The sequence below is a fragment of the Polyangiaceae bacterium genome (assembly GCA_020633205.1).
In the GTDB taxonomy this organism is placed as follows: Bacteria; Myxococcota_A; Polyangia; order Polyangiales; family Polyangiaceae; genus JAHBVY01.
The window spans coordinates 251,969-276,589 of sequence record JACKEB010000020.1 but is presented as its reverse complement, the minus strand read 5'-3'; the positions used below and the strand labels follow the sequence as shown (position 1 = coordinate 276,589).

At 65.6% G+C, this 24,621-nt stretch carries 20 protein-coding genes; 14 read left to right on the top strand and 6 right to left on the bottom strand.

Annotated elements, in window-relative coordinates; translation table 11 throughout:
* Window positions 1-112: 112 nt before the first annotated feature.
* A complete protein-coding gene (locus tag H6718_32390) occupies window positions 113-898 on the bottom strand; it encodes a hypothetical protein (GenBank protein ID MCB9590158.1) in 786 nt (261 codons plus the stop codon).
* Window positions 899-1,104: 206 nt separating this feature from the next.
* Between H6718_32390 and H6718_32385 the strand changes: the two genes are divergently transcribed.
* The 11 genes from H6718_32385 (at window position 1,105) to H6718_32335 (ending at window position 16,965) form a co-directional block, all read left to right on the top strand.
* A complete protein-coding gene (locus H6718_32385; GenBank protein ID MCB9590157.1) occupies window positions 1,105-1,626 on the top strand; it encodes an RDD family protein in 522 nt (173 codons plus the stop codon).
* Window positions 1,627-1,926: 300 nt separating this feature from the next.
* Entirely contained in the window at window positions 1,927-2,823 is an 897-nt protein-coding gene (locus H6718_32380) for an RDD family protein (protein ID MCB9590156.1), read from the top strand.
* Window positions 2,820-3,935 carry a stage II sporulation protein M gene (locus tag H6718_32375; GenBank protein ID MCB9590155.1) on the top strand — a complete coding sequence of 372 codons (1,116 nt, stop codon included), beginning with the start codon at window positions 2,820-2,822 and terminating at the stop codon, window positions 3,933-3,935. Before H6718_32380 ends, H6718_32375 begins: the two co-directional genes overlap by 4 nt.
* Window positions 3,932-4,717: a hypothetical protein gene (locus H6718_32370; GenBank protein MCB9590154.1), complete on the top strand. Its 786-nt coding sequence runs from the start codon at window positions 3,932-3,934 to the stop codon at window positions 4,715-4,717. Before H6718_32375 ends, H6718_32370 begins: the two co-directional genes overlap by 4 nt.
* Complete coding sequence (locus H6718_32365; protein ID MCB9590153.1) at window positions 4,714-7,038, top strand: DUF4350 domain-containing protein; 2,325 nt, start codon at window positions 4,714-4,716, stop codon at window positions 7,036-7,038. The genes H6718_32370 and H6718_32365 overlap by 4 nt, the downstream gene beginning before the upstream one ends.
* A 44-nt stretch (window positions 7,039-7,082) precedes the next feature.
* The gene (locus tag H6718_32360; protein MCB9590152.1) at window positions 7,083-8,000 is read left to right on the top strand and encodes a MoxR family ATPase; all 918 of its coding nucleotides are present in this window, start codon (window positions 7,083-7,085) and stop codon (window positions 7,998-8,000) included.
* Window positions 8,001-8,016: 16 nt separating this feature from the next.
* Entirely contained in the window at window positions 8,017-9,318 is a 1,302-nt protein-coding gene (locus H6718_32355) for a DUF58 domain-containing protein (GenBank protein ID MCB9590151.1), read from the top strand.
* Between the two features lie 85 nt (window positions 9,319-9,403).
* Window positions 9,404-12,256 carry a DUF4175 domain-containing protein gene (locus H6718_32350; protein MCB9590150.1) on the top strand — a complete coding sequence of 951 codons (2,853 nt, stop codon included), beginning with the start codon at window positions 9,404-9,406 and terminating at the stop codon, window positions 12,254-12,256.
* A complete protein-coding gene (locus H6718_32345; GenBank protein MCB9590149.1) occupies window positions 12,253-13,953 on the top strand; it encodes a tetratricopeptide repeat protein in 1,701 nt (566 codons plus the stop codon). Before H6718_32350 ends, H6718_32345 begins: the two co-directional genes overlap by 4 nt.
* A 226-nt stretch (window positions 13,954-14,179) precedes the next feature.
* Window positions 14,180-14,935, top strand: a complete 756-nt coding sequence (gene psd / locus H6718_32340; protein ID MCB9590148.1) for a phosphatidylserine decarboxylase — start codon at window positions 14,180-14,182, stop codon at window positions 14,933-14,935.
* Window positions 14,932-16,965, top strand: a complete 2,034-nt coding sequence (locus tag H6718_32335) for a methyltransferase domain-containing protein (protein MCB9590147.1) — start codon at window positions 14,932-14,934, stop codon at window positions 16,963-16,965. Before psd ends, H6718_32335 begins: the two co-directional genes overlap by 4 nt.
* Window positions 16,966-16,969: 4 nt before the next feature.
* On the opposite strand, the gene H6718_32330 is transcribed toward H6718_32335, so the two are convergent.
* Entirely contained in the window at window positions 16,970-18,985 is a 2,016-nt protein-coding gene (locus tag H6718_32330; GenBank protein MCB9590146.1) for an FAD-binding oxidoreductase, read from the bottom strand.
* A gap of 80 nt (window positions 18,986-19,065) precedes the next feature.
* On the opposite strand from H6718_32330, the gene H6718_32325 reads away from it, so the two are divergent.
* The 3 genes from H6718_32325 (at window position 19,066) to H6718_32315 (ending at window position 21,491) form a co-directional block, all read left to right on the top strand.
* Window positions 19,066-19,452: a hypothetical protein gene (locus tag H6718_32325; GenBank protein ID MCB9590145.1), complete on the top strand. Its 387-nt coding sequence runs from the start codon at window positions 19,066-19,068 to the stop codon at window positions 19,450-19,452.
* Between the two features lie 108 nt (window positions 19,453-19,560).
* The gene (locus H6718_32320) at window positions 19,561-20,634 is read left to right on the top strand and encodes a diguanylate cyclase (protein ID MCB9590144.1); all 1,074 of its coding nucleotides are present in this window, start codon (window positions 19,561-19,563) and stop codon (window positions 20,632-20,634) included.
* A complete protein-coding gene (locus H6718_32315; protein MCB9590143.1) occupies window positions 20,631-21,491 on the top strand; it encodes an HDOD domain-containing protein in 861 nt (286 codons plus the stop codon). The genes H6718_32320 and H6718_32315 overlap by 4 nt, the downstream gene beginning before the upstream one ends.
* 18 nt (window positions 21,492-21,509) lie before the next feature.
* Here the strand turns inward: H6718_32315 and H6718_32310 are convergent, their stop codons facing one another.
* The 4 genes from H6718_32310 to rpmE all read right to left on the bottom strand — a co-directional run bounded on the left by H6718_32310 (window position 21,510) and on the right by rpmE (window position 24,399).
* Window positions 21,510-21,944 carry a hypothetical protein gene (locus tag H6718_32310; protein MCB9590142.1) on the bottom strand — a complete coding sequence of 145 codons (435 nt, stop codon included), beginning with the start codon at window positions 21,942-21,944 and terminating at the stop codon, window positions 21,510-21,512.
* The gene (gene prfA / locus H6718_32305; protein MCB9590141.1) at window positions 21,941-23,017 is read right to left on the bottom strand and encodes a peptide chain release factor 1; all 1,077 of its coding nucleotides are present in this window, start codon (window positions 23,015-23,017) and stop codon (window positions 21,941-21,943) included. The genes H6718_32310 and prfA overlap by 4 nt, the downstream gene beginning before the upstream one ends.
* Before the next feature lie 18 nt (window positions 23,018-23,035).
* Window positions 23,036-24,073 (bottom strand): DUF1385 domain-containing protein, encoded by a 1,038-nt coding sequence (locus tag H6718_32300; protein MCB9590140.1) that lies wholly within the window; start codon window positions 24,071-24,073, stop codon window positions 23,036-23,038.
* A 128-nt stretch (window positions 24,074-24,201) separates the two neighbouring features.
* Entirely contained in the window at window positions 24,202-24,399 is a 198-nt protein-coding gene (rpmE, locus tag H6718_32295; GenBank protein MCB9590139.1) for a 50S ribosomal protein L31, read from the bottom strand.
* Window positions 24,400-24,621: the final 222 nt, after the last annotated feature.

Here is a 24,621-nt window from a genome sequence, read left to right as displayed (position 1 = left end):
CGCTCCTGGCGTTCTTGGGGTCCCTCTTCAAACGGAGTTGGCCGCCGAGGACGCCAAGCGCGCCATGGGGGGAGGCAGTTCCCTAACTACCGTGCGGAATTATCTGGGCCCCTCAGTGCACGTCGAGGGTGTCAGGCTCGGCCATGGGCGGGCGCCGCTCTAGCAGCTCGTGAGCGGTGGCGCGGCGTACCAGGGGTAGGCGACCGCTCTCGATCAGCTCCTCGAGCTCGCGGCGGCCGCAGAGCGGGAGGTACGGCATCACCAGGGCGTCTGGCGCTCCGGGATTGAGCAGCACGGAGAGCCGCACCCGGCTCCGGGCCACCCAGCGAGACGAGGTGACGATCTCCTGGAGCACACGGCGATTCGCGGGGCGGCGGCTGGTCATGCGCACCACGTCATCCAGGGTGAGGCGTGGGTTTCGTAGCAGGATTTGCACGACCATCGGGTGCGGGTCTCCGAGCAGGCGATCGAAGTTTCTCCGATCGGGTCGGCGAGCCAGACTCCGCCGCTCGCCGAGGGAAAGCTCGCGACCCGTTCCGTAGTCGGGGACACGCAGTTGATCGGGTTGAGCGGTCTCGTCGCTCGCCACCTCTCCACGTCGCAAGACGCGCTCCAGGCTCAGCAGCCGCGCTGTGCTTGCTTCGTCCCGCAGCTCCGCGAGCCAGGGATCGTCTGCCATGCGAACCAGGCACAGAGCGACGGCGACCATCGCCTCCCGGGCTCGGCTGTGTGCGGCCTCGCACTCCACCGCAAGCTCGTTCAGGATCCGGCTCGCGAGCTGAACTCCCCAGCGCGGCAACTCAGCCTGAAGCCAGCGTGCGCGAAGCTCGAGCTCGCTGATCGTCAGCAGCCGGTGCTTCAGCGATCCCGCACCTGCTGCGGATTCAACACTTGGCATCTACCCGTCAGGATAGCGCTGGCTCCAGGCGCCGCCCAGGCTAGCGATCGAGAGCCGGCGAAACAGCGCTGAAGCAGCCCTTCCGCGAGAGTTCGGTGCCGCGCGCCAGCTTTGAAACGAGGGAAGGTCCAAACGCGAGCGTGCGTACACCACACCTCGACGCTTCCCGCATTGACGTACGGGAATGACCTTGAGAGGTAAGTTCAATGGCGCAGCCCGGCTACAATCCCTACGCCGCTCCGCAGGGGCCCGAGTTTCCGTTCGCCCAACCCACGAGCGACTCGATGTTCATCAAGGCGGAGCGAGGCTCGCGCTTCGCCGCGAAGCTGATCGATGGGCTATGCGACGTGGGCGCTATGCTCCCCGGTATCGTGGTCCTGTTCGCCGCTGGCGCGGCCAACGAAGAGGCGCTGATCGTGGTCGGTGGCCTGCTGATGGTGGTCGGTCTGCTCGGAATGGCGATCTACCAGTGGATGGGGATCGTCAAGTCCGGTCAAACCGTGGGGAAACGGATGATGAAGATCAAGGTTGTCAAGCAGGATGGCAGCCCGGTCGATTTCGTGTCCGGTGTGATCCTTCGTAACTGGATCTTGGCGATCGCTGCTCAGGTCGTCGGAGCGATTGGCCTCGTGGACGCGTTGATGATCTTCACCGAGCAGCGTCGCTGCTTGCACGACATGCTGGCGACCACGGATGTGATCGTCGCCGAGAGCTACGCAGCCTTCTGAATCGTGGCGGCGCGCGGTCGACGCGCGTGCCTTTGACTGCAGCGCAAGCATGAGGGCCAGTCCGTCAGGCGGGCCGGCAAACCAAAGCTGCCGCACGGTCTGGACCCACCCTCTCGCTAGCTGGGTGCCGACTCGCGTTTGCGGGGCGTGCCCTTCCAAGCGGGTTTTGTGCTCGTGATGGTCGAGGATTCAGCGCGAGGTGCGGTTCTTCCGCGCTTCGTTGTGTGAAACCGCTGTTTCGTGGAACAGGCCGCGTGACGTGGGGCGCCAAACGACTAGGCTAGTGCCCCCGAGCGCAAGATGGCGGGCAATCAAGCAAAACTGGCGCGCAGGAACTCAGCGCTGCGTGGCGAGGAACGAGAGCCGCTCGACACCACCGCGGATGTCGAGACTCCCGAGCATGTGCGCTTCCGGTTTCGCACGGCGGGGCCCGCGCGCCGAGCCGCTGCCTACGTGATCGACCTGATCGTGCGTACGGTCATCATCAGTGTCTTCGCCTTCCTTGCCTTGATTGGTGGTGCCACCCTGGGGGAGGACGGGATCGGCGGCGTCGGCATCGGTCTGCTGCTGACGCTATATTTCCTCGTGGAATGGTTCTACTACGTTGTTAGCGAGACGCTGATGGGCGGGCGCAGTGTGGGCAAGCGAGCCATGCGCCTCAGGGTGGTGAAGCAGAGCGGCGTGCCACTATCTTTCTCAGACAGCCTGCTACGCAACCTGCTGCGGGGCGCGGACTTGCTCCCGAACTTCTACGTCGTGGGCATCATCGTGATGGGCCGTGATCGGTACTTTCGGCGACTGGGAGACCTGGTCGCAGGCACGCTGGTAGTGAGCGAGGAGTCGTCGCGCGTGCGTGAGCCGCTGATGATTCATCCGCCGCCGACGGCCAAGGAGCTCTCGCGCATCCCCGCGCGCCCAGGGCTGAGCGCCGATGAGGTCGAGGCCCTCGAACTCTTCGTGGGTCGATTTGGGCAGCTGTCTCCGGCGCGCCAGGAGGAGCTAGCTGACCTCGTGGCGCCCACGTTCGCGGATCGTCTCGGCCTGCGCTATCGCAGCGCGGCGCGCTTTCTTGGATTGTTGTATTTCCGTGCGACAAGAGGCGTCCTGCCGGAGGAGTCGCAGCCGACGCGCACGCCGTACATCGCCACGGTTCGTGACGGCTACCAGCCCCCGCAATCGGGGCAGGGGTGGCCATGATTGGACGCGACGAATTCGTTGCGAAGCGCTCCGCCCGCTGGGATGAGCTCGAGCGATTGCTGGTCGACAAGGGGCTTCACCGGCTCCCGCCAGCAACGATCAGCCGCGTTGCCGCGCTCTACCGAGTCATCTGCGCGGATCTCATGCGCGCCCGCTCGCTGGGAATTGGCGCTGACGTCACGGGACATCTCGATGTGCTCGCGAGTCGCGCACACAACGTACTCTACGCCCCAAAGCCCTATCGCCTGCGGGCGCTGTGGGACTTGATCGTGTTCGGCTTCCCGAGGGCCTTTCGTTCGAACTGGCGCTTCAACCTGCTGGCGTTCGTGTTGTTCTACCTGCCTTTCGCTGTAGGTATCATCGGCGCGCTGCACTCTACGGAGTTCGCTGAAGGCATCCTACCGCGCGCGATGTTGCGGGCGATGGAGGAGGCCTATTCCCAAGGCTTCGACGATGGGCGTGCGACCGGTGCGGACGCCGCCATGGCGGGCTTCTACGTCCACAACAACGTCGGCATCGCTTTCCGCTGCTTCGCCACGGGGATCGTGTTCGGGTTCGGCAGCATGTTCTTCCTGGTCTACAACGGCCTGGTGACGGGCGCGGTGCTTGGTCACGTGATCCACGTCGGGCATGGCGCGAACATCCTCACCTTCGTGTGTGGTCACAGTCCGTTCGAGCTGAACGCGATCGTCATCGCAGGCGGCGCCGGATTGCAGATGGGGTATGCACTGGTCCGTACCAACGGGCTGACTCGGACTGCATCCTTGAGGAAACGCGCGCCGGAGCTTTTCTCGCAGATCAGCGGCGCAGCCTTCATGCTGCTCATCGCGGCGTTCATCGAAGGCTTCTGGTCGCCTTCTTCCATTCCGCCACCGGTGAAGTGGGGCTTCTCCGCGGTGATGACCACGCTGGTGTTGGTCTACCTGTTGTTCGTCGGTCGCGAGAAGCGCGCCAAGCGCCGCGTCGCGACGCCAAGCCGCCAGCGTGGTACCGATGACGACGCGGCTCCACCGAGCTCGCGCATGAGCGCGCCGCCTCCCAGTTCTCGCATGTCTGCTCCGCCAGCGTCGGCGCCGCCGCCTTCATTCGCATCCTCGAGGCCGTCCGGATGAACGTCGAGAAGGCCAACGTCGAGATCCGCAAGCGTGCGCTGTTGGAGGTGACCGACCTAGCGTTTCGCTATGTGTTCGGCTTGGGCGGCATGCTCTTCCTCAAGCTGTTCTTGTTCTACGCGGTGCCGCTGGTGGTCATGCTCTGGGCGGCGCAGCACTTCCTCGAGGTGAGCTGGACTTGGATCTGGTTCTGGGCGTTCCTTCTGGGGAGCGGCGTCCAGGGGATCTTTACGGTGGCCGCCGGGCGCCTGATGTTCGAACACGACGTGACTTTCCGTGCGGTGTCGCGTCAGTTCTTCTCGCGTCTTGGTGGCTACATCGGTGCCTTGTTCCTTTCGCGCTTCTTGATGGGGCTGTCTGCTTTGGTGGTGATTGCGCTGCCCATCGTGTGGGTGCGCATGGCTCATGTGCACGAGGCGTCGCTACTGGAGGGAGCGGGAACGGGAACGGCGGTCAAGCGCTCCTCACGCTTCTCCGAGAATTACACCGGCGCGACGTTTGCGATGCTCTTGGTGCTCCTGATCGCGACGTTCACCATCGTGTTTGGGTGTGAGCTGATCGGGCAAGCGCTGCTGCAAGATGTCTTCCAGCTCGGGGCTCCCCTTGGCGACCTGTTTGAAGATGGTGGCTCCCTGCTCGCTCTGCTCGGTTTCTTTCTGTCTTTGGTGTTCTGCGCGACGGCTCGCTTCCTCTCGTACATCGACTCCCGGACGCGTCGCGATGGCTGGGACATCCAGGTGCGCTTCATGGCCATCCGCGCCCGTGCGGAGGAGGCGCTGTGACTGAGGCCGGCGCAGTGATCACGCGAAGCGCAGTGATCACGCGAAAGCGCAGCGCAGTGATCACGCGCAGCGCAGTGATCACGCACAGCGCAGTGATCACGCACAGCGCAGTGAATCCGCGCGGTCGAGTTGGGAGCGTGCTCCTCAGGGCCTGGGTTTGCCTCTTCTTGGCGCTAGGGTTTTCAGGTAGCGCCTCTGCGGCGTCGCAGCACGCGGAGACTACCCTCACCCCCAAACCTGGCTTCGAGCGGGTTCAGGGAAACAACCGCGACTTTCGTAGCGTCCAGTACGACCCCGATGACGGCTACTATGATGACGGGGAGCAAGACGACGATGATGACGGGGATTCGTTGCCTCCGGGAAACGGATATCGAAGCCCCTACGACGACGAGGAACCCGGCTACGACTATCAGCGCGAGATGGAGCGGTCGCGCAAGCGGACTGTCGAGGGTGACCTGAGCAAGATCCTCGGCGACGAACACTACGACTACTGCCGCGATCTCGAGTCGCGAGTGAAGAGCGGCGAGTATCCGCTGTGCAAGTTGAAGGAGTCCGCCAAGGCGCGTTGCCCAGGGTTCGCTGCGGCCTGCGACAAGCCGCCCCTTGAAGACAAGGGGAGCATCGTTGGCGGGGACTCCAGGCGCACGACCCGTGGCGAGGGGAAGAAGCCCGAGGAGGAGAAAACCAGCACGCCGACGCCCAGTGTGAGTCCTGGCATGAGCGGCGCCGCGGTGGTCGTGTTCTGGGCGCTGCTCTTCGGGCTGGCGCTGCTGTTGCTCTTCTCCGTCGCGCGCAATTTCCGCCGGGAAGACATCGTCGAGAAATCAGACGAACCGGAGAAGCTCGATGACGACGGCGAAGGCTTCGTGCCGCGGGCCAAGCGCTCGATCGTGGAAACCGACATCGATCGACTGCTTGCTCGAGCCCGTGCAGCTGCGCAGGCTGGCGACTACGACCAGGCCATGAGTGACGCGCACGCGGCGCTCCTGCGTTACCTGGACGGCAACGGCCTGATCGAGCTGCACCACAGCCGCACGAACGGGGAATACGCGCGCCACCTTCGGGAGCATCCGCAGCTGCAGGAGGCGTTTCGCGCCAGCGCGCGAGAAGTGGAAGCGGTGCAGTTCGGCGCCTCGCAGTCGGGCGCCGACGGCTTCCGACGCTTGATGGGGCGTATCCTCCCGGTACTGGGACGCGCAGCCGCGTTGCTGCTGACTGTGAGCCTACTCACCCAAGTGATGGCGTGCAGCTCGAGCGGCGGCTCCGCACCGAAGTCGACGCCGAGCGGGGACTATGGCCCGGCCGGTGTGTCGGTCTTACAGGGCTTGTTGATCGAGCGCGGGAGCGAGGTGCGGCACCTTGACGGAAAGATCGACGAGATCCCGGAGGATGTGCACACCATCGTGGTGCATGGCCCGACAGACCTGGAGAGCTTCGAGTGGTCGAGGATCATGGCGTGGGTGCGCCGCGGCGGCCGGCTCGTGGTGGCCCTCGACAGTGACCTGCCCGAGACGCAACTCCAGGCGAACCGGATCCGGGCCGCGTGCGATCAACTCAAAGTTGCCGCTGCCTACCCAAACTATTCCGCGGAGAAACTGACTGCCGTCACGCCGGAGGCGCTTGGGCTGAGCGACAGCAGCTATTGGCCGATCCTCGAGTGTTACGACACCGGCAGCGGCCGAGCCACGCCCTACGCGGTCGCGCGAGACCTCGGCCTGGGGAGCGTCGTGGTGTTGCCGAGCTCCGACCTGCTCACCAACGCCTCGATGATCAGCGACGATCACGCCCACGTGGTGATGGACCTGATGTTCGGGACGCCGTCGGTGGTGGTGTTCATCGATACCTGGACGGGTGTAGGGCAGGAGAGCCCGTTTGCTGCCGTTGGGCACGGCAAGTTGAACCCGTTCTTGATTCAGCTGTTCTTGCTGATGGGCGTCTTGTTCTGGTGGAAAGGGCGTCACTTCGCGCGGCCCCAGGATCCTCCCGAGGCGCATCGTCGGGCGTTCCGTGAGCACGTGGAGGCGCTCGGCAGCCAGTATGCGAAGGCGCGCGCGTCGCGCATGGCGCTCGGCATGTACGCGGGTTGGGCGCTCGAAAGGCTTCGCGAGCGCTGCCAACCCGGCGGCAACCGCCGCGGCCTGTTGCCTTTGGCTGCTGCGATCGCCGCTCGGACAGGGCGCGATGAGCGAGACGTGACGCGAATCCTCGTGGAAAGCGAGTCCGCGCGCGATGCCTACACGGCTCCGGGGGAGCCGAACGAGGATTTGAAGCTGATGCGGGAGCTCGAAGCGCTCCTCGCCGACACTGGAGGAATTCGTTGAACGTTGCCGAGTTTAGTCAGTCGTTTCGCGCCGTCGTGACCGAGATGTCTCGGGTGTTGGTGGGCCAGGACGACATCGTCGAGCACGTACTCACCGCGTCGTTGGCTCGCGGGCACGTGTTGATTGAGGGCGTCCCCGGATTGGGCAAGACGCTGCTCGTGCGCGCTCTCAGCCACGTGCTGGGTGCGGGCTTCAAGCGCATCCAGTTCACTCCCGACTTGATGCCGAGTGACGTCACAGGCGGCAACGTCTTCGACCAGTCCAAGGGACAGTTCATGTTCATGCCGGGGCCCGTGTTCACTCAGCTGCTCTTGGCAGACGAGATCAACCGCGCCCCAGCCAAGACGCAGTCAGCGCTGCTCGAGGCGATGCAAGACCGCAGTGTGACAGCGGACGGCGAGACTCGTCACTTGCCGGAGCCCTTCTTGGTCATCGCGACCCAGAACCCGGTGGAGTCCCAGGGCACTTACCCGTTGCCTGAGGCGCAGCTCGATCGCTTCTTGATCAAGGTGCACGTGACGCATCCAACCCAGGCGGCCGAGCAACAGATCTTGACGAACTACCTGCACGGCTTCGATCCCGCGAATCTGGACCGCGTTGGGCTCCAGCAGGTGCTGAGCGTCGAGCAGCTGCTCGAAATGCAGAGCGCCCTCAACAGCGTGCGCGTCGACCCTGAGATCGTCGCGTACGTCACGGACATCGTCGGACGCACCCGCAGCCATCGCGCGGTGTACCTCGGTGCTTCGCCCCGTGCTTCGATCGGCCTCCTGACCACCGCGCGCGCGCGCGCCGCCGCCGAAGGACGCGACTTCGTCGTGCCCGACGACGTGAAGGTGTTTGCTCCTGGGGTGCTGCGGCATCGGCTCATCTTGCACCCGGACGCGGAGCTCGAAGGCACGACGGCAGACGACTGTGTCGAGGGCATCTTGCGAGAAGCACCCGTGCCGCGCACTGCCGCCTGAAAGCGCTAGCTCACGCATGCTGCCCAATCGCTCCCTCGTCATCCTGTTGATCATCCCGCTCGTGTTGGCGGTGATGATGCTGTTCGACCCCAGCATGCTCATGCCCATGCTCGCGGTGGACGCAGCGATTGCCGCGGTGGCTCTGGTGGATCTGCTGTTTGCCATCAAGCCGCTGGTGCAGGTCAGTCGCGAGATCGGTCCGGTTTTTTCCCTGGGGAGACAGAACCCAGTCCGGCTACGCATCCGCAATCTGTCGCGCCGACGCCTGAAGATCGAGGTGACCGAAGATCTCTTCGAGGACGCCATCTCGGCGGAGCTCCCGCTCAAAGTACGCGTGGCGGGGCGCAGCCGTGAAGAGCTCGTCTATCACATCGAGCCTCGGCGGCGTGGGGCTCACACCATCGGCGCCCACCATGTGCGCTACGCGTCGCCGCTTGGGTTGTGGCTACGGCAGCTGAACTTGCCCGCGGAGAGTCGCGTGAAGGTCTATCCCGACCTGCAGTCGATCCGCACCTACGAGCTGCTCGCGCGACAGGACCGCGAGTTCGCGTTGGTCAGGGCTACCAAGCTCAAGGGGGGGGAGAGCGAGTTCGAGCGCCTTCGGGAGTACACTCGCGACGACGAGTATCGCGCCCTTGACTGGAAGGCGACCGCACGTCGCCAACGCCTCATCGCCCGGGAGTACCAGCTCGAGAGCAACCAGAACCTGATGTTCATGCTCGACGCGGGGCGCTTGATGACCGCCGAGGCCGATGGCATCGCGCGCTTCGACCACGCGTTGAACGCGACGCTGATGTTGGCGCATGTTGCCACGCGCGGCGGAGATCGCGTGGGCCTGGTGGGCTTTGACGAAGCGGTGCGGTCTTTCGTCCCACCCGAGAGCGGGAGCCGGGCCGCGCGCCGTTTGATTCAAGCAAGCTACGACCTCCACCCGAGACTGGTCGAGCCGGACTACGACGCGGCGTTCGAGTACCTCGCGCTAAAAGTGCGCAAGCGCTCGCTGGTGGTGATGTTCTCTCAGGTGGTGGACGATGCCGTAGCCGAGACGCTGGTCAAGCGCACGCGAGGCATCGCGCGCTTGCACCTCCCGTTGCTGGTGCTGTTTCGCGACGCGGAGGTCGAGCGCCTGCTGGGGAGCCAAGGCGGGAGCGACTCGCTCTATGTTCGCGGCGCGGCGGCGGAAATGTTGCGCTGGCGCGATCAGTTGATCCGCGATTTGCGGGCCTCGGGCGCCCTGGTGCTCGACACCCTGCCGAGTAAGCTGACGCCTGCGCTCATCAATCACTATCTGCAGATCAAGGCGCGTCACCTGCTGTGAGTCGCCTGGTAGTGCGCGAGCGGGCCCTCCGCCTCGGTGCCGCTAGAGCGGCAGACCCTGCCCGACGCGTGTAAGCTTCCCGCCTATGCCGCTCGCTGGCCTATTTCGACTCGGAGACGTGTGGCGCAAGCGCACCCGCGTCGCTCGTCGCTGGCTGGTGTTCGCGGCGGCGCTGTTGGCGCTCTTTGGCTCGGCTCATCTCGCGCGTATCGGGACGATGGGTGCGCGCGCGGCTGCAGCGGGAGTGCTGATTGGACTCCTGGGTTTCTGGCTCTTGTGGATCCGGCGTGAGCGCCGCGTGGCGTTGAGCCCGCGCCGACTCATCGAGCGGGTGATCGCGAGCTACGATCCGGATCTGGCGGAGCGAGCCCAGCGCGCTCTTGGGTTGGTGGAGCGTAGCGAGCGCACCAGCTTCGCGGGCTCTCCGGCGCTAGCCCGCACGCATCTCGAGCGGCTAGTTGCCAAGGCTTCACTCGATCGCGTGGAAGCTGCCGCGCGGCAACGCTCTGGTACCTTTGCGGTGCTCGCTGTGCTGCTCGGTGTTGCCGCCACGTTCGCCTTGGCTTTCGGTCCCATGCACATCGTGGAGGGCCTGGACGTGTTGGTCGCTCGCGGTGGGCGTGCTCCGTTGCCTATCGACTGGTTGGAGAGCACTGAGGTGCGAGCCCAGCCACCGAGCTACCTGCGGCGCGGCGAGCGGCTGCTCTTCACCGAGGCGCTCTCGGCGCAGCCCGTGGGCACGCTGATCACCGTGCGCGGCAAGCCGCGGTTCGCAGGTCGGCGCTTGGTGCTCACCGATGGCCAGCGAGAGATCCCATTCGTGGAAGACGGAAGTGGTGGTGTGGTGGCCCGCTTCACCCTGGAGCAAAACGCCGACCTGCGAACCGCGGCGCGTTTCGGCGATGTGTTGATCGAGGCGCCGGACGCGCTCAGCGTGGACGCGATCCCTGACGAGGTGCCCACGGTGAAGTTGAGCTACCGGGACGCCGCTGGCAAAGCCGTCCCGGCGCCAGCCAGGCTCGAGCTCGCCAAGCTCGATCGGCTCGAGCTCGAGTACGACGTGAGCGACGACAACGGTTTGCGTCAGATCGACGTCGTGATGAGCGCCAATGGCCGCGAAGAGCGCCGAGTGCTCGGGCGGTTCGACGGTGAGACGCGGGGAGAACGCGGAGCCCACGCCTTGAAGGGGAGTGACCCTTTTCTGCGTCGCATGTTCCTGCCCGTTGTGTTGCGGGTCGAAGCTCGCGACGGTGACCCAGTTACGGGGCCGAAGTGGGGGCGCAGCGCGCCGATCACGCTGGTGCCGCCCACGGTCGGTCAACCGGAGGCCGATCGCTACGAAGCCCTGGTCTCGATTCGCGACGACGTCACGGATGTCGTCGCCTGGCGTGTCGGGAGCGAGCGCGAGACCAAACCAAAGATCCGCACGGAACGCGCGAAGAAGGATCGCGAGCTGGTGAAGCGGGTGGCTGAGCGCACGAGCGAGGTCATGACGTCCAGCTATGGCGGGCTTGGTGTGCCGGAAGGTCTGCAAGCGTTCATCCAAGGACAGATCCGCGTCCTCCAACGGCGAACCCCCCGCGGGGCCTCGGAGACTCGTCAAGCCGAGGACGTGCTCCTGGCCCTCGACGTCTCCTTGCGGCGCTTCGCTGGTGCAGACGCGCGCGCAGTCGCGATCCGACTCGGCGCAGTAGCGGAAGAAGTCGCCGACGCGGCCAGCGCGGCTCGCGAGTCGGAAGACCTGCAGGGCGCTGAGGTGCGCTTATCGTCGGCCATCGAGGCCCTGAAGGGTGGCGCCACCGAGCTGAGGAAGCTCGGCGCCTTGGGCAAAGACGTGGGGTCGGTCGCGGAAGCGGATCTTGGACGGATTCAGCGGGCCCGCGGCGAGGGTACGCTGTCTCAGGTCGAGGCTGCTGCTAGGCACCTTGCCGCGCGCCTGCGCCGCCCGAACCCCTCGTTCGGTTCCGCTCGGCGCGGCGGGGTCGAGTCCGGGGGAGGGGCTCAGGAGACGGGCGAACCCTCGCAGGCGGATGAGCGCTTCAATCAGCTGGCGGACGAGCTCGGCCAGCTGGTGCGGGAGCACTCCGCGAGCATCAGTCAGGTCCAACGCACGCTCTCGGAGGCTGAGCAGAGCGTCGACATGAGCGACCTGGAGAAAGAGGCCAAGGAGCGCGCCGACGATTTGCGGCAGACGATGAACGCATTGCCCATGGCCGGGGCGAACCCCGGTAGCGCGCGCGCCGCAGCGGCCCTGGGTCGGGAGCACGGCGAGGCGATGGCCCAGTCTCTCTCGAAGCTATCGCTGTCGGACGCCGTCGAGTCCGGGAAGAGCGCACTCCAGGCCCTGAAAGATGCCTCGCGGAAACAAGACGGCTCGATGGAGAATCGCGCCGCGTTGGAGGCCGCCGAAGCCGCCGTCAAGCGCGAGCTCGAGTGGGCGAAGAAGGCACTAGAGCGCCTCAAGGAGAGCGCGGAGGACAAGGCCAAGGCCCGACTGGATCAAGCCGGAGAGCGCGAGAAGGAGCTGGCGCGGCGCGCTGGAAACCTCGGCGCGCGAGGCAAGGAAGGCGAGACCGCCCTACCGGAAGACGCGACCCAAGCGCTGGAGCGCGCGGAGGCAGCCATGCGTGATGCGGCGAAGGCGCTTGCCAAAGGCGAAGGCGACAAGGCGCTGGAGCTCCAGCGCGAGGCGCAGCGCCTATTGGAGCAGGCTAGCAAGGGCCAAACCACCGGATCGCAAGGCCAGGACAGCAAGCAGCCAAGCCAAGAAAGCTCACCGAATGGCAAAGGGATCCAGACGGGCGGCGAAGTACCCGAACGCTCCAAGGCCGAGCGCGCCGAGGAGTTCCGCCGTCGTGTGATGCAAGGGCTTGGCAAGACCAAGGCCGGACGTATGTCGCCTGCGGTCAAGCGTTACGCGGAGTCTTTGCTGCGATGAGGCAGCAGTCATTGCCTTGCGGCAAGAACCTCGCGAAGCCGCGTGCCCGGTGGACGCGCCGCGCGGCGCAGGGCCTTGGAGGCTTGCTCTCACTCGGCGCTGTGCTGTGCGCCGGGACGGCGAGCTCGGCGACCAGCCCGCGGCAGGTCTCGGATGCGATCATCGAACTCGACGTCGAGCGCGGCAAGGAGCTCTTGAAGGACGCCGAGAAGCGCGGGGACCTCGCCTTCGAACGAGCGCGGCTCGCGCTCTACTTGGGTGACTGCGAGACCGCACAAGCCATCCTATCCTCGCCGCAGTTCGCGGATGTCGAAGAGGCGCGACATTTTCGCGAGGTCGCGGACGGATGCACCGGAACCACGGTGGGTGGCCTGGTCATCGAGGACAAAGAGCGGGGCGTGTGGATGCGCCTGCAGGACGCCGAGGACAAAGCGTTGGCTCCGCTGATCGCGGAGGTGGCCGACAAGGCCCGTGGACGTATCGAGCAGGACCTCGGCGTCACCATGCCACGTCCGCTGCGCATCGACTTGGTGCGCGACCTCTTCTCCCTGGCCGCCGTCACCGGGTTGCCGCTCGAGGCCGCAGAGACGACGGGCACCGTCGCGGTCGCGCGCTGGGGCAGGGTGACGATGCTGACCCCACGGGCCGCTTCCCTGGGGTATCCGTGGGAAGACACTCTGGCTCACGAGATCACGCACCTTGCGCTGTCCCGGGCGACGCGAGACCGCGCGCCGCTATGGCTGCAGGAGGGGGTCGCCAAGCGAGAAGAGACCCGTTGGCGCGAGAAGCAGCCATTCGACGATGCGGACTACGATCGCGTCGCGCGGGCCGCGCAGGTCCAAGGTCAGTCGGTGGGTATCGGCGGCCTTGGTTCCTCCATCGCAATGTTGCCCACTCCCGAGGCGGCCTCCATCGCCTTCGCTGAGGTGACGAGCTTCGTGGGCTTCTGGCTGCGGGAGAATGGTACGCCGGCCTTTCACATGCTGCTGCGTGATCTGAAGGGGGTCGGCGAGCGCGGCCCCAACGCCGCATTGGCGAGTGTGTCTGGAGTATCGCTTTCCGAGTGGAATTCTCGCTGGCAGACGTGGCTAGAGGGTCACGTCGCGGCGCCGGAGCCTCCTCCGAAGCTGACCCCGCTCGAGGTCCGCAAGCAGCACCAACGTGCGGAGGACATGATTCGCAACGCGCGGCTTGGCGATCTGCTGTTCGAACGCGGTCATATGGAGGCCGCAGAGTCGCGCTTGACCAAGATGTTCGACGCATCCCCCGACGATGCGTCGCTGCGTGCCCGCTTGGCGCGAGCCGCACTGGCCCAGGGCAAGACGGAGCGCGCGAAGGAGCTGGTGTCCAAGCTCGAAGACGTCGATGCCGCGAATGCGCACTGGTGGGCGCTGCGTGCGCGGTTTGGGTTAGGGACAGGCGCCGAGCGCCCCAACACCCCGGAGGCCCGGAAGGCTGCCTATCGCCTGGGAGTGGCCTTGGATCCGCTCTCGGAGCTCGTCGCGTGTGGTGGCTTCTGGAAGTCCCGTGGCAAGCCTGACGAGCAACACTCTGCGTCAAATTCCCTGCCGAACGACGCCAAGGATCGCGATTCGGATCCGCCCACGCCGGTGGGACCGGCCGCTGTCACTGATGGCGAACTCGCTGAGGGGTACCGGTCCCTGTGCGAAGCGGCTCGACGGTTTGGCCGTGATTGACTCCGCTCGCGCCTAGAACCTACGATGCGCGACACTCTCCGATCGCTTGCGCGGCGGCTGAGTCTCGCCGTGAGTTCGCTTGGCCGTCGCCCATTCGTCGCGCCCAGCAGCAGTGCCGAGCCCCACCCACGAGTTACCAAGAGGCCTGAAACGACCCGTGAGCGCCGCCAGTTTTGCTGCCGCACAGTTGATCCGAGTCTTGCCCCGTGCCCGCATTAGTAGCCTGATGGGGCGCCTCTCCGAGGCCCAGCTGCCTGACGTGGTTTCTCGCGTCGTCATGGGCACGTACGCCAAGGCGTACCGGGTGGACCTAGACGAGGCACTGCCTACGGAGTCTGCGTACCCATCGTTCGATGCGTTCTTCACGCGCCCACTGCGTGAAGGAGCGCGCCGTGTGGCCGATGCGCGTGTCGTGAGTCCGGCCGATGGGCAGCTGTCCTCCCTGGGCCGAGTCGATCGAGGTGGGCGCATCTACGCCAAGGGCCAAGGCTACGCGCTGGGAGACCTGGTTGGCGCTCCCAGCGACGCGGAGCGCTACCACGACGGCTCGTTCTTCGTGGTCTACCTCTCTCCACGGGACTACCACCGGGTTCACTCGCCGGTGGCTGGGCATGTGAGTCTCATCCGCGGGATCCCGGGGGATTTGTTCCCGGTCAATTCGATCGGGGAGCGCTACGTGCCGGGGCTGTTCGTTCGCAACAACCGCGTCGCCATCTGTATCGACACCGAGCAGCTTGGGCGGGTCACCGTGGTCATGGTCGGCGCAATGATCGTCGGGCGGATTTCCGTATCGGTTTTGCCGGACCCTGCAGTTCCACCCGGTGTGCACACCATCGAGCCGAAGGTCGAGGTCTCGCGAGGGGACGAGATTGGAATATTCCACCTAGGTTCGACAGCTGTTGTGCTCTTGGAGCCAGGAGTCACTATCTCGCGTCCGGTGGGTCCCGTACGCTACGGTGAGGCGTTGACTGGGGCTACATGACAGACGAAGAGCGACAGCAAGCTGCTGCCGCAGCGGCCAAGGAGTCCGACGGGGCTGCCCTCGAGGATGAGGCTCCGCCGGAAATCCCTGATCTCGACGAGGAAGAGATCAGCGACGTGGTCGTGGAGACGCGCCTCTCGAGCAAGCCGCCTCCCAAGCCTCGTAGGGTTTCCAGTGACGGGATCGCGGCTGTCCGCGGCTCCATACCGCCGCCGCCCCCGAGCGCTCGGCGCCTGGCTGCGGCGGATCCGGTGGTGCCCCCCACTCCAAAGATCGACGTGTTGCTCGAGTCCGGGAGCGCCATGGTCTCCCAGCCGCCGGCGGCCGACGCCACGGTGACCCACGACTCGAGTCCACCCGAGCCCGCGTCAGTGAATCCACGCGGAACTGAAGCTATCCCCGGGCGTCCCGCGTCCGTCCCGCCGCGCTCGGGTTCCGTGCCTCCACCGCACCCCGCTTCGGTGCCGCCGAGAGCAGCTTCGGTTCCGCCTCCGCGACCGGCTTCGGTTCCGCCTCCGCGACCGGCTTCGGTTCCGCCTCCGCGTCCTGCCTCGGTTCCCCCGCCAAGCGCGGGTTCGGTTCCGCCGCCCCGCCCCGCGTCGTTCCCGCCCCCAGCGCCCCTGGCCCCGCTGAACATCGACGTGTCTCTGGACGACGGCGAGGACGCCCTGGACACCGTCGTCCAAAATGAGGTGCCCACCACGGAACCGCGAGCTGCGGAGGAGCTGTCGGGGCCTGACTCCAATATTTCCGTGGGGGAAGGCACCCTGGAAGAGGACGAGGAATCTGCAGCGCTGCAGGAAGGGCAGACCGACGCCAAGACGTCAGAGCCGCCGAGCGCAGCGGACTCTCCCCCCCAAACCTCGCTCGAGAGCGCGGACCAAACCGCGTCGCAGGGCTCTGACCCTCCGCCCTCAGATGAGCCTCAGCTCGAAGCTTCGGCCGCTCTCAAGGGCGTGACGATCCCTGACGACGAGGTGCCGTCGAGTCAGCCCAAGATGGAAGTGGCGCCCTCCCAGCCCTCTGCGTTGCTGGCGATGCGCATCATCAGCATCAAGGAGCCTGAGCGTCCGCCTACGGCGGAGGACGAGGACGCAGAGGAATCCCTCGATGATCTCGATGCGGAGGAAATCGCCGACGAGGAGCTCGCGCCCGAGTCGACTCCCGATGCTGACGGCAAAGCCAAGCCGCCGCCACCACCCAAGAAGCGTCCGCCACCCCCGCGCGCAGCTGTCGACAAGGAGCGCGCGGTCAAAGAGGCTCAGGCGAAGCGCAAGGTCCGACCGTGGTGGGAGGAGCTATTTGGCGATGACTTCGGGCGAGCGATTTTCACCCCGAAGCCGAAGCAGATTGCCGCTGAAGTGGACTTCATCGAGCAGTCCCTTGGGGTGGCTCGAGGCGGAGTCGTGCTCGACCTTGCGTGTGGCTCTGGTGAACACGCGGTGGAGCTCGCGTCCCGCGGCTACGCTGTCGTGGGCTATGACCTGTCCATCACCATGCTCGCTCAGGCGCAGGAAATCGCTCAGGAGCGCGGCCAAAAGCTGAACTTCCTGCAAGGCGACATGCGCGAGATGGCCTTCGAAGACACCTTCGATGGCGTCTACTGCTGGAGTTCGGCCTTCGGATACTTCGAAGAAGAGAAGAACATCAACGTGGCGCAGCGCATCTTCCGGGCGTTGCGTCCCGGCGGCACCTTCTTGCTCGAGATGGTGAACCGCGACTACGTGGCGGTTCAGACACCCAGCTCGGTGTGGTTCGAGGGTGACGGCTGCGTGTGCATGGACGACGCCCAAGTGGATTGGATCACGAGTCGCCTCAAGGTGAAGCGTACCGTGATGCTGGACGATGGTCGCTCCAAGGAATGCAACTATTCCCTGCGGCTATACGCGCTGCACGAGCTTGGGAAGTTGCTGCACGACGTTGGCTTCGTGATCCGTAACGCCAGCGGTCAGATCGCGACGCCGGGCGTGTTCTTTGGGCCGAACTCGCCGAGCATCATCGTGCTGGCCCAGAAGCCCAAAGGCGAGTGAAGCATCAGCTCGAGGGGTGCGCGACGCCGTCGATCACGGCGTCAATCAAGCGCGCTTCCGCGGGGTTAGGCTCCGGATTTCTGGCGTAGTCGAACGCGAGGTCTCGCGACTGCCGCGCTGAGAGCGGGGATACGCAGAGCGTCGCCTGCTCCACCCGCATACAGCGCTCACCCATGCCGTACACCAAGGCGCTCAAGTCGGGGCCCACCGCGCGTCGCGGAGTTGGACGAATGCCTAGCACCTCCCCCGATGGCAGACGCGCAACGAGCCCGGCCACCCGCTGCTCCACGGGGTCCGAGTAGGCATCACGCGCGCCAGGCATCCCGCTGGCGAGCCAGGCCGCCAGCGTCTGCTGCATGTCGGTTTGGGATAAGCGTAGGCTCAGGCCAGCGCCGCGGAGCTGCTCCTCGATGATCTGTAAGCTTTGTTCCCCGCGGAAAGTTGCCAGCAAGCTCTGCGCGTCGATGCCGAGGGGCGCCTTGGCTTCATCGAGCGCCTTGCTCCAGTCTTGAGGCGTATCTTCACGCGGTAGCAAATTACCCGGGTTGAGCAGCTGATCCGGGTCGATGCAGCGCTGCAGGCGACGCACCAGCTCCACGCCAAAGCCTAGCTCGCGGCCCAGGCGCGGTGCCTTGCTCCGCCCCACGCCGTGGTGATGGCTGAGGGTACCACCGGCTCCGATGGCGGCGTCCATCGCCGCACGCCACGCGGCGTCATACTTGGCGCTCGCCTTCTCATCGTCGGGGGCGACACCAGAGAACGTGAAGTAGATGCTGCATCCGTCGGGATACGCGTGGCTCAGGTGCGCCATCACCAGCACGTGTTTGCCCAGCGCCGCGCGGACCGCGTCGTACAAGGTGCCGAGCTTCGACCACGGCGCCGCGACCTCCATGGTGTCGCTGAATGCGCCGAGACGAAACACTGGCGCCTGACGGTAGCTCACGCTGTAGCGGTGCTCGAGCCAGTGCCGCGCAGGGCCTTCTCCCCGGGTCTTCCCTCCGAGTCGATTGCAGATCGCGATCGCACGATCGGCGTCTTCGGCGGTGGCTTCGCCTTCACCTTCGAAGATGAGGACCAGCGTCGCGCCCCCGAGCAGATTGCCCTCCGCAGCTTCGATCAACGAATTGAGCGCGCTGGGTTGACTGAGCAAGCCGCGCAGCATGCGTTGCTTACCACCACCCCCAGAGTGCTTCTTTCCGCCTTCGGTCTTCGGCTTCTTGACGGCGCCTTGCTTGAGGAAGAACGAATCCACCGGATCGTAGAGTCGCGACACGGCGGGGCGTAGGCCGGCTTGAAATAGCTCCCGCAGCGCCTCCCAGCCTGCCTCCGTCGAAGGGAACTCGTAGGCGATGAAGGTGCGCGTTTTTGGTGCCGCGTGGAGACGCAACTTCGCCCGGGTGATGACACCGAGGGTGCCTTCGCTGCCGACGATCAGCGGGATCAGATTGGCGCCCAGCTGGCGGCGCTCGAGGGTCACGAGCTCACCGCGCCCGGTCACCAGCTCGAGGCTGACCACCATGTCTTCGATCTTGCCGTAACGCCCGGAGCACTGCCCAGCGCCGCGCGCCGCTATCCAACCACCGACGGTGGAACAGAGAATGCTCGACGGAAAATGTCCGATGGTGTGGCCGCGGCGCTGGATGTCTTCCTCCAGGGTGATGCCCATGGCGCCCGCACCCACGTCGATGAGTGGAGCGCTCTCGTCGATGCTCCAGCTCCGCAGACCCTTCAGATCGAGCACGATGCTCGTCGGGTCGGGTAGCACGCCACCACACACGCCGCTGCCCGCGCCGAACGGTACGAGAGACAGACCTTCGTCGCGCGCGACCCGCACGATGTCGGCAACCTGCTCTCCCGTCTCAGGCCAGGCGACAGCGAGCGGGCGGTGGTCTGCCACCTGACCCCCGCGGATCTCGATCAGCTTCTTGGGCCAAAGATCTCGCGCATAGGCGACGCGGTCCGCAGCGTCGGTTGAACAGCGAACACCGGTGGTTTCTTTGAGGGCGCGCGTTACATCCACGCCATTCTTGTAGCGGTCATGACCGCCTGGACCAAGGCCCGCTTGTGTAACCTCACTTGCTCTCGGTATACCGGGCAGCAGTGAGGATTCCTGGGCGACTGTTGGTTGGGGTGGCGGGCCTCGGGTTGGCACTTCAGTGGGGCTGCGGGGGTGGTACGCCTGCGGCCAATCATCCGGGCGATGGGGAATCAGGCGCTGTCGGCTCGGACGGTCCAAGCAGCGCTGGTGGGCGTGCGGTCGGGGACGACCCGAGCGATCCGTGCGCGGATGGCTCGTGTGTCACCTGCGGGGAAGGCGTCTGTCCCGAGGGTTACTTCTGCAACGAGTCTGCCGCCGGGGGCGCCGGCTGTGGCTGGCTCGCCGAGTGCGCGGAAGCCGCGACCTGTGCTTGCGTTCAGCCGGCACTCGGGAGCGGCTGTGAGTGCAACGAGCGCGGCGGGTTTGCCGTCGTCAGCTGCTCGAACTGACGCGGGCGGGTCAACGCTCAAGCTTCGCTGAGCACTGCCGTTCGGAGATACGTCGCCCGAACCTCGACAGAGGTGGTTCGCGCCGTCGCGCGTGGGCGCTGATCTCTCATGTTTCCTCAGTTCTCCACTACACCTCCGCGAGCCGAGACCAACGCCCGCGTCTTGGTTGCAGTCTCAGCGCCGGGGCAAGCCGCACGGCTCAAGGCGACTGTCAGCTTGCTTGGCCACGAGTGCCTGGCCATCGACGACGTCGATGATGTTTTCCGCGTGGTAGCGGAATGGGAGCCTGATTTGATCCTGCTCGGCGCCGATCTAAACGGGCTGAGCGGACTCGAGGTGTGCAGCGAACTCAGAGCATCGGACATGCAGCGCGCTACTCCGATTGTTTTGGTGGGGGAGGGGAGCGACACGGACGAAGGGCTAGTCGCTGGAGGACTCCTCGCGGGTGCAGATGACTTCATCGTGCGTCCCGAGCGGGACGCCGAGCTCAAGGCGCGCATTCAAGTTCAGCTCCGCAACAAGCGTTTCCGCGATGCACTGCGTCGGCTGCGTCGCGAGCGGGATCACCTGAGACGCACTGCGGAGATCGATCCGCTCACGGGTTTGCACAACCGGCGCACCCTCGAGAGCGCACTCAGGGCCTACTACGATGGCTGCGAACGCTTCGCGATCTTGTTCCTGGATGTCGATCACTTCAAGCGCATCAACGATACGTACGGTCACGACGTGGGCGATGAAGTGCTGCGCCAGGTCAGTCGTTGCTTGAAGGATGGCATCCGCCCTGGAGATGCTCTGGGTCGCTACGGCGGTGAAGAGTTCATGGTGCTCGTCGCAGGCGCTGGCCAGGAGTCCGCACGTCTGGTCGCGGAACGTCACCGCAAGGGCGTCAGCGCCCTGGACCTCACGAGTCACGGCATCGACCAAATCACGATCAGCATCGGCGTTGCGGTGTACGACGCGCGGCGTGACGATGAGACCCTGGATGAGCTGATCAAGCGCGCCGACGAGGCGCTCTACGACGCCAAGCACGCAGGGAGAAACCGCACGGTCGTCGCCTCGAGAGAAGGCGGGGCGCTCGCCCGCTCGCAGACCGTGCTCAAGGTGCTGCCCCCGACTCACCCGGCGGTCAGCGCTGGCTACGAACGGCCTTCGCTGTTTCCAGTCAGTGGAGGTCGCCGATGACTCTGCCGCTAGCCAGCGTCGAGGAGCCCCAGAGCGCCCTCGAGAAGGGGCTCTTGCGCCTGATGCGACGAGGCATCACCTCGTTGCCCGTCTTGCCTCAGGTCGCTGCGAGCGCGCTGCAACTCGCCAACGACCCGAAGGCGGGCCCCCGGGACTTGGCAGATCTGATCGACACCGACCCGCCTATTGCCGCGCGGTTTCTCTCGGTGGCGAACTCTGCGGCCTACTATCGCGGCTATGCTGCACCTACCACCCGCGACGCCGTGATTCGCCTAGGGCTTGCGACGACCCGCGATCTCTTGTTCCAGGTGGTCTACGGAGCGTCGACCCAGGGAGTCGGGCCGTTTCAGAATCACGTGGCGGACTCCTTCCGGCGCTCGGTGCTCGCCGGCACTGCCACGCGCCTGATCTCCAAGCGCCTTGGGCAGCGCTTCGAGTACGACTACATGTGCGGGCTGCTGCACGACATCGGCGAGGCGCGCATCTACCGCCTGCTGGCAAAGCTACCTCCGACCAAGAACATGCGCCTGGTGCGAGCTCTCGTCGAGCGCTACCACACCACCGCTGGTGCCGAAGTGGCCATGGCCTGGCGACTCCCTGCGGAAATAGTTGACTGTTGTGCGGCTCACCACGACCTGGACAGCGAGCACGAGCCTCATGTGCGCTTGGTGATGATCGCAGACGCCTGCGTGGATGCGCTGCTCGGCGACGGCTACTGCAAGCCTGGCATCGACGTGGCGCGCTTCGCACGCCTCGGAGTGAGCGCGGAGCAAGCCCAAGCGCTGGTCAGTGAGCTGCGAGATTCCCAGAACCAGGATCAAGCACGTCGCGACTCCGGCGTGCACGCGACCCGCTGAGTTGCGGCACAGTCGAGGCTAGGGCGCCGACTCCGGCGGGAAGCTCTCGGGGCCTGCGCCGATGGCTTGGGGCGCGAGGCGCAGCAACGCGCCTTCGACCCGCTCTCGATCTTCGAGCGGCAGCTCTTGCTTGCCAGCGCGATGCAGGGCGAAGTTCACGATGCTCATCTCGAGGGGGTTGAGCGACGTCGTGCGCTGGAACCCTAGATTATCCACACGGAAACGCATCAGCACGCTGCCGTCATCCAGCTCCTGACGGCCGACTATTTCGGCTTGCTCTCTCCCCCGACCGAGCAACTGGCGGATCAGGCCGCGCAAACGTTTGGCGCGTTTGCGCACGCGTTTGCCGCCCGGGCCCTCGAAGAGCTCGTAGAAGCGATTCCTGGAGAAGCTGGTTGGTACCAGCACCAGGGCGCACAGTAGCGCGTCGCTGTCTAGGCGTTGCTCCGTCACTCTCCGTTGGTCTCCTGGCCTCTCAGGCGTTCCGCCTGCTGCCAGGATGCCACTGCGTCGAGTAGCTCGTCGAGATCCCCTTCGACGACTCGATCCAACTTGTAGAGCGTGAGCCCGATGCGGTGATCGGTCAGGCGATTCTGGGGGAAGTTGTAGGTGCGAATCTTCTCCGAGCGCTCGCCCGCGCCGACCATGCCTCGACGTTCGTCGCGGATCGCGTCGGCTTGCTTCTGGCGCTCGATATCCAGCAAACGACTCTTCAACACCTTGAGCGCGCGCTGCTTGTTCTTGAGCAGACTGCGTTCATCCTGGCACTTGACCACCATGCCCGTAGGCAAGTGCGTGATTTGAACGGCGCTGTTCGAGGTGTTCACGGACTGGCCGCCGGGGCCGGACGCGTGGGCGATGTCGTAGCGCAGGTCCTTCTCGTCGATCTCGAGTTCGACGTCTTCGGCTTCTGGCAGCACCGCTACCGTGGCCGTGGACGTGTGCACGCGGCCTTGGGTTTCCGTCTCGGGCACGCGCTGCACGCGGTGTACGCCGGCTTCGAGCTTCATGCGTGAGAAGACGCGGTCCCCGCTGATCAGCGCGATGACTTCCTTGAAGCCGCCAGCGCTGGCCTCGCTGCTGCTCAGCACCTCGACCTTCCAGCCGCGGTGCTCCGCGTAGCGCGCGTACATGCGGAACAAATCCGCTGCGAACAAGGCGGCCTCTTCACCACCGGTGCCACCCCGGATTTCGAGGATGGTGTTCTTCTCGTCTGCCGGATCCTGGGGCAACAGCAGCACGCGGATTTGCTGCTCCACGGCCTCGAGCTGCGCCTCCAGCTCGGGCAACTCTTCTTTCGCGAGCGGCCCTAGCTCCGGATCGTCCAGCGCCTCTTTGTCCTCCGTGATCTGCTTCTCGATCTGACGCCACTTCTGAAACGCCTGCACGATGGGCAGGATGCGACTGCGCTCGCGGTTCAGATCCTGCAACTTCCTGGAGTCAGCGAGCACGCTGCTGTCGCACATCAGCGCGTCGATCTCGGTTTGACGGCGCTCCACTTGTTGGAGTTTGTCTACGGGGATCATGATCGGGGGGGAGGAGCGTTATTGGGCCAGTGCTCGGCGCAGGGCGTGCAACGCGACCTCGAGCTGATCTGCTGCTGGCTCTCGAGTCGTGAGTCGCTGAAACGCGAAGCCCGGCGTTCGTAGCACCCGAAGCCGCCCCACGTCCCGTGCGATCAACCGCTGCACCTCGATGCTCAGGGCGAGCAGCGCCGGCGCTGACGCGAGCTTGAGCCCCAGCAGCGCCAGGTTCGCCCAGAGCGGGCTCAGCCCAAACCAGACCAGACCCGAGGCGAGACCCCAGAACCAAGGCAGACTCAGCAGCGCCAGCGTGATGATCAGGCTCGTGCCGCAGCGTGGGTGCAGGCGAGTTTGCCGCCCGGCGTTCTCGACGCGCAGCGGCAGCCCCTGCTCGAACGCGTGCACGCTTTTGTGCTCGGCGCCGTGGAACATGAACAGGCGCCGGATCTCCAGGATGCGACCCAGCAACCCCACATACGCAGCGACCCCCACGAGCAGCGTCACCACCGTGATGAGCTGAAACACGAAGCCACTGACTGGCACGCTCAACCCCAGTAAGCCGAGCAGCCAGGCCACGAGCCAGGCCACCGCTTGCGGCGCCGTGAACAACGTGAAGAGCGCGAACGACGCCGAGATCGCCATGGGCACGATGTGGCGCAGCTTGAGCTGCTCCATTTCGAGCATCGGCGCCCCGCCGCCTTCAGCAGGCGCGCTCTCCACGTCGTCGGTCAGGCCCCCCGTGAGCCACAGCAAGGTCAGCATGCCGCCGACGTTGGGGGCGCTGCCCCGCTCTTCCTCTTCGTAAATCTTTGCGGAAAATTGCAGCGCCGCGCTGCCCACGCGTAGCGCGTCCAGCAGCATGAAGGGCGCACCCACGATGCGCCCCGCCCGTGTGCGCGCGCGGCGTGGCACCGGAATTTCTCGCTCAACCAGCCGCCCGTCGCGGCGCCGCACCACGGCGACCGCGCGCTCCGGCGTGCGCATCAGCACGCCCTCGAGCAGCGCTTGACCGCCTACCACTGGGCGGGGCGCTTCGTCGGAGTTCGTCGGCGCGCTCATCTACCGGTATATAGCGCGCGTCGACCAGACCGGCAGATGAGGCCAATGAACGGGTACAAAACGCCGAAGGGCCCAGCGCTGCAAAGCAGCGGGGCCCCGGCGATCAGCGCGCCGTGCGCGCGCGACGACTACTTGCCGTACTTCTTCTTGAAGCGGTCGATACGACCCGCGGTGTCCACGAGGCGCTGCTTGCCAGTGAAGAACGGGTGGCAGGAGGCACACACGTCGACGTGCAGCTCCTTGGAGGTCGAACGCGTCTCGAAGGTGCTGCCGCAGGCGCAGCTCACGGAGACGACGTCGTAATTGGGGTGGATTTCAGCTTTCATCGTTTGGCTCGCTCTCTCGTGGACCGCTTAGTAAGCCCACGCTTTGGCCGTGCTCCGGAGGGGCTTTGGGGCCGACTCCGGGAGCAAAGGGGCGCGGAACTTAGCTCCTGATCGGCCCCTGCACAACCCACCCCGCGCAATTCGCGACGCTGCGCTCCTCGGCAACTTGCACTACCCAGGCGCTTCTGCGGATTGCTCGCGACACCTCAGTGGTTGGGGGAT